Here is a 5,508-nt window from a genome sequence, read left to right as displayed (position 1 = left end):
AGAACTCAAGCTTGCTATAGTTCCACTCATGCCCCTCCGGACTTTCCGAGCCGAAGGCCAGCCTCGCTAAGCTTTTCGCGACTTCCAGTGCTTCCCTGTGGGAGTAAAAAGAGATGTGCTTGAAGACCTGAAGGTCAGGTAAGCCGAAAACGTGGTCGAAGTGGCCGTGGGTGATGAGAACCCGCTCCACATTCCTGTTCAGCCTCTCCAGGTGGTAGTGCAGGTCTGGACTCGGGTCAACGAGCGTCCCCCCGAAATAGAGCGAAAACCGCGTTCTCCTTAAGGCCGGATTAATCCTCGCCCGCGAGCAGTTCTCGCAGGTGCAGAGGGGCTTGGGGGTTCCGCTGTATGAACCCGAGCCGAGAATCACGACCTTCATTCCCTCACCCCGCTCTCCTCTCTGCTGATTGCTAACGTTCCGAGGGTTATTAAGGCTAAGCCCGCGAGATGGTAGGGTGTTACACTCTCGCCGAGGAGCACAATCGAGACGAGAACAGTTAAAGCGGGCGCGGGCGTTAAAATGGCCGTCGCCTTCGAGAGGTTAATCCGCGCTATCGCCAAATACCAGAGGCTCTGGGTGAGCGCTATTATCAGCCCCTCTGCCAGCGCGAGCTTAGTGAAGGCGAAGCCGGTAATAAAGGCGGGAACGAGGAGGAGAAGCCCGCCGAAGGTGTTCCTCAGCGTCGCTATCGTCACCGGGCTGTAATCGGTTCTCTTGGCTATTGCGTGCCCGAGCTGCCAGAAGAGGGGAGTCAGGAGAAGCAGAACGTCGCCCTTCAGAAGGCTAACCCTTCCCTGCGCGACCACGAGGAAGACGCCAGCGATTAGGGCCAATGCCGAAACTACCGCCCTTCCGGTTATCCTCTCCCTCAGGAGGAGCCACGAGATGAGGAAGGAGTAGAAGACCTCGAAGCGCGTGAGTATCGCCGAGTTTACAGCGGTGCTCAGCCTCGTTCCATAGGAGAAGAGAGAATAGGCTATTGCCGTCGCGAAAAGGCCCGTTAGAAAGGTCTTCCTCAGCTCGGCCGGCCTCTCAAGGATTTCTCTTGCCTGACCGCCAAGCAGTATAACCGGCCAGAGGATTAGCGAGGCTATTAAAGCGGACAGCGAGGCGAAGGCGAATGGATTAACCGGGTTGGCCTTAATTACGGCCGGCTCGAGACCGAGCAGGACCAGCACTGTGAATGCTAACAGCGTCCCCTCTGTTTCGCGGTCCATGAGCGAGGTTGGGCGGTTGGGTTTTATGAACTTTCCCTGACCATCGAAAAGGTTAATTATCGTAACTTTCACAGTTAGTACGGTGGTCGAATGAAGCGCTTCTCCTTCGTTGTCCTTCTCCTCCTAACGGCTCCCTTAGCACTTGCAGGGTTTCACTATACCGGCTCGGGGTTTGGTTACACTGCGAACGTTTACCTTCGAAACGTTTCCGCAGTTGCGCTCTCCAACGGAACGCTCGTTCCGGCCAGCGATTCTTATCAATACATCGTTCACGTTTCTTTCCCCGTTCCTGCACAGCTTATCGGTTTCTACGCCAACTTCAGCACGCCGGGAAAAATCTACGGCGTCGTCTGCTCGGTTGAGAACGAGTTCGGGTCTTATTCCTCCGATGGGATTGTGTATCGGATTTCCTCCGGCTACGTAGCTTCCTGTGATTTTAGAGAGACCTACAATGAGGGAGCTGGGCCATTTTACGACCCTTCCATTCCGAGGTTTAAGATGGTGAAGGACTTCGCGGTTTCCATGAAGTTTTTCGTACCTCCCAACGCCTCGCTCAACGTAACCGGTGTGGTGGCCTTCCTCTACCGTTCCAGCACCCCCACAGACTTTGTAATCCTTAAGACGGCAGGTGGCTACGATTTAAGGGTTGAACCCGTACGTTTCTCGTATCTGGCCCTTAGAACCTTGACCAGCAGGGACGCTGTAATCGAGCTCCTCGGTAGCAAAAATCCCTCCGATTACTTGAACCTGACCTTCAATACCTGCAACTGGTCAGAATCCGGGAGGGTTCTCCTCCAGTTCTTCTCGGCCGACCCGAGGTTCCACACTGGGGGCCGTTACCTCCTTGTTGAGCCTTCCGACTGCGGGAACGTCAGTTTCCCCGACTTCAAGAGGCGGTGGGTCGTCTTTGAGGGGCTTCACGTTAAAAGTTTGAGCGAGATTAGGGGCGTTTTCATAACTGGGACCGTTTATGAAGCGCCGACGGACGATTGGGAGCTCCGTTACTGGGGGATGAGGATTATCTCGGGTTTCCTGCTCGGTGTCGTGGTGGGCCTCTTCCTTGGCTGGAGAAAATGGAAGGGGACTTAATTAGGACCTCACGAGACTTTCAAAATCCCTCATGTCGAAGACCAGCCCGAGGTTTTCCTTCCCCTCGATTCTCTTTGCGATTAGTCCATAGTGCTTCTCGTAGCCCTCCAATCCAACGAGCTCGGCTTTCTTTTTGAGCTGTCTCAGGACTTTCCTAGCCTTTCCCGCCGTTAGGTCGCTCTATTGGGATTTTGAACTCAATCCCGTATGTTGGCAAATTCTCTAGGCATGATTATATAAGCGCGATTAGAGTTTTTATCTGGGAACGTTGATTTGGTATATTTGGGCCCTTCTCCATAGTACAGCACGGTGGTGAGCTTGAAGAAGGTTGAGAGCGAAACCCTCGGGCTTGTACTGGTCGAGCTCCGCAGGATAAGGCGCGAACTCCAGAGGCTTGAGGACCTTTTAATGGAAGAGAGCCTTGAACTGAATGAAGATGAACTCGAAGAGCTCCTAAGGGAAGCCAGAGACGAGTCCATTGAGTGGGTCAAACTTGAAGGCCTACCGAAGTAGGTCAAAAGTTAGAAACTTGAGCAAAGGGGTCGGCTTATATAATGAATTTCCTCACTTTCCAAAAACTTTAAATTCTCCTCTTCCCTTTCTCTCCCCATGCTCGGTGGTCGTTTTTGGCTTTGGTGAAGTTCCTCTCTTCTGCACCGCCTTAGCTACGGGCTTCGTTTCCACTGGAAATGGAGGTGTTGGAATTGGAGTTTAAGGTTACCCCCTGGGACGTTGAAGGTCTCGTCGACTACGACAAGCTGATAGAGCAGTTCGGAACCAGCCCGCTGACGGACGAGCTGTTGGAAAAGACTGCAAAGCTTACTAAGAGCGAACTGCCGATTTACTTCCGCAGGCGCTTCTTCTTCTCCCACAGGGACTACGATAAAATCCTTGCCGACTACGAGAGCGGAAGGGGCTTCTTCCTCTACACCGGCAGGGGTCCGAGCGGGCCGATGCACATAGGCCACATAATCCCCTTCTTCGCCACCAAGTGGCTCCAGGAGAAGTTCGGCGTCAACCTCTACATACAGATAACCGACGACGAGAAGTTCCTCTTCAAGAATCTGACCTTAGATGAAACCAAGCGCTGGGCATACGAGAACATTTTAGATATAATCGCGGTCGGCTTCGACCCGGACAGGACCTTCATCTTCCAGGACAGCGAGTTCACGAAGATTTACGAGATGGCCCTTCCGATAGCGAAGAAGATAACCTACTCGATGGCCAAAGCGGTCTTCGGCTTCAGCGAGCAGAGCAAGATTGGAATGATTTTCTACCCCGCCATACAGGCCGCACCGACCTTCTTCGAGAAGAAGCGCTGTTTAATTCCGGCAGCAATTGACCAAGACCCCTACTGGAGGCTCCAGAGGGACTTCGCCGAGAGCCTCGGCTACTACAAGACCGCCGCTTTGCACTCGAAGTTCGTTCCGCCGCTGACGGGCCTCGAGGGCAAGATGAGTGCGTCCAAGCCTGAAACCGCCGTCTATCTCACCGACGACCCCGAGGAGGCTGGAAAGAAAATCTGGAAGTTCGCCCTGACTGGCGGTCAGCCCACTTTAAAGGAGCAGAGGGAGAAGGGCGGAAACCCTGAGAAGTGCGTCGTCTTCAAGTGGCTGGAGATTTTCTTTGAGCCGGACGACAAGAAGCTCATGGAGCGCTATCACGCATGTAAAGCCGGCGAACTGACCTGCGGCGAGTGCAAGCGCTACCTCATCAAGAAGGTGCAGGAGTTCCTGAAGGAGCACCAGAAGAAGAGGAAAGAAGCCGAGAAGAAGGTCGAGAAGTTCAAGTACACCGGCGAGCTTGCCCGTGAGCAGTGGGAGAAGGCGATTCCTGGGCCTCTAAAGGGTTAACCTTTTATACTTTTCTCCCAACTTTTACTTGGTGGTAAATGTGCGTTTCAGGCCGCTGTTGGCTACGGTTCTAATCCTCGTTGTTCTGGCATCTGGTTGTATAGGTGGAAGGACCGCTACGACGTCATCGAGTACCCCTTCAACGTCCTCTCAAGTTCAAACGCCAACCCCTCACCTCGTGCCCCCGTGGAACTACAAGAACGCGAAGGTAACCAGAGGGGTTAGCTTTCGGGAGGTTTGGTCCAACCTCACCAGGGCGCAGACTTACGCTGGAAACGTCTCGCTCTCGTATTCGAACGGAATCGTCACCGTGAACTTCACCGGGGTTGTGAGGAAAGCTAAGTCCGGCGTCTTCGAGATTATGGAGGAGGTTCCCAACGAGAAGCCGTCCGCAATAAACATCACGGTTCTCGTGAACGGAAAAGCCGTGGACCTTGCGTCTCCTCCAGTCGAGGTCTACGCGTACCCGAAGATGTACAACACCCACTTCGGCTATCCTCACTCCGGCTGGCTCATCGTCTACAGGATTCCCGTAAACGGCTCGGCTTTTCGCTTAACGCTGATTTCGAAGTTCAACTACAGAGACTACACATCCGCCTACAACCCTGAGTTCTCTATCCTCGTTCCGGTGCTTCTCGGTGCCGTTCCCGTTGTCGAGGACTTCAACATGACACTCCACTATAGAATCCCCGGAGAAAAGCTCGTGATTCCAGGTTACGGCGTTTTCTCCGGAAGCGGGAGTATAAAGAACTTCAACAGTCCGGACTACCTCAGATATGCTTACATTTATCCTGAAATCGTCCTTAAAAACGTCCGCATCAGGGGCTTCAACGTTACTATGGTCTTCCTCAAGAACTGGTACTCCAACGACACCTACGAGGAGCTTGTCAACGCTACAAAGGTTGGACTCGACACATTCGCCGAGTACACCGGCTACAGCGTGAACGGTAGCGTGTGGTACGTCCAGCATCCCTATCTCCTTAACTCCCAGGTCTCCAACGTCTGGAACGTGGTTTACCTCAAGCGTTTCCTTGACTACGGCTCCGTGACCGATGTCCTCTACATGGACTGGCTGGTATGGTCCCGGAAGTTCATTCCCATGGAGCTCTCGAACTTCCTGAGCATGTGGGAGGTCTTCGTGAGCCTGAAGAAAGTCAATCCCACCTACGCCGGGGAGTTCGTTAAGTCCATGGACTCTTATGGCCTTATGTACACATCCAACGTGACGCTGGCCCAGATACTGTCGAAGAACGAATTCGGGGTCGAGGTTTTCGGCAGGGGCTTCTTCGTGCTCCGCTCCCTCTCAGCTATCATTGGAAACGAGAGCATACTCAAGGCATACCGGGTG

At 53.5% G+C, this 5,508-nt stretch carries 6 protein-coding genes; 4 read left to right on the top strand and 2 right to left on the bottom strand.

The window, feature by feature from the left end; translation table 11 throughout:
• Together MVK46_RS09890 and MVK46_RS09885 are read right to left on the bottom strand one after the other, a co-directional pair.
• A partial coding sequence (locus MVK46_RS09890) for an MBL fold metallo-hydrolase (protein WP_297536509.1) occupies nt 1-379 on the bottom strand: 379 nt, incomplete at its 3' end.
• A complete protein-coding gene (locus MVK46_RS09885) occupies nt 376-1,218 on the bottom strand; it encodes a DMT family transporter (RefSeq protein ID WP_297536508.1) in 843 nt (280 codons plus the stop codon). The genes MVK46_RS09890 and MVK46_RS09885, both read right to left, overlap by 4 nt.
• 90 nt (nt 1,219-1,308) lie before the next feature.
• On the opposite strand from MVK46_RS09885, the gene MVK46_RS09880 reads away from it, so the two are divergent.
• From MVK46_RS09880 to MVK46_RS09865, 4 genes are all read left to right on the top strand, one after another.
• Nucleotides 1,309-2,307, top strand: coding sequence for a hypothetical protein (locus MVK46_RS09880; RefSeq protein ID WP_297536507.1), 999 nt, complete (start codon nt 1,309-1,311; stop codon nt 2,305-2,307).
• A 312-nt stretch (nt 2,308-2,619) separates the two neighbouring features.
• Nucleotides 2,620-2,820 carry a hypothetical protein gene (locus MVK46_RS09875; RefSeq protein WP_297536506.1) on the top strand — a complete coding sequence of 67 codons (201 nt, stop codon included), beginning with the start codon at nt 2,620-2,622 and terminating at the stop codon, nt 2,818-2,820.
• Nucleotides 2,821-3,005: 185 nt separating this feature from the next.
• The gene (locus MVK46_RS09870) at nt 3,006-4,160 is read left to right on the top strand and encodes a tryptophan--tRNA ligase (RefSeq protein ID WP_297536505.1); all 1,155 of its coding nucleotides are present in this window, start codon (nt 3,006-3,008) and stop codon (nt 4,158-4,160) included.
• A 40-nt stretch (nt 4,161-4,200) separates the two neighbouring features.
• Nucleotides 4,201-5,508: hypothetical protein (locus MVK46_RS09865; RefSeq protein ID WP_297536504.1), on the top strand; the 1,308-nt coding region annotated here is incomplete at its 3' end.

This window comes from Thermococcus sp. (genome assembly GCF_027066465.1).
GTDB lineage: Archaea > Methanobacteriota_B > Thermococci > Thermococcales > Thermococcaceae > Thermococcus.
Note: the sequence above shows the minus strand (reverse complement) of the source record. Positions and strands in the feature narration are given on the sequence as shown.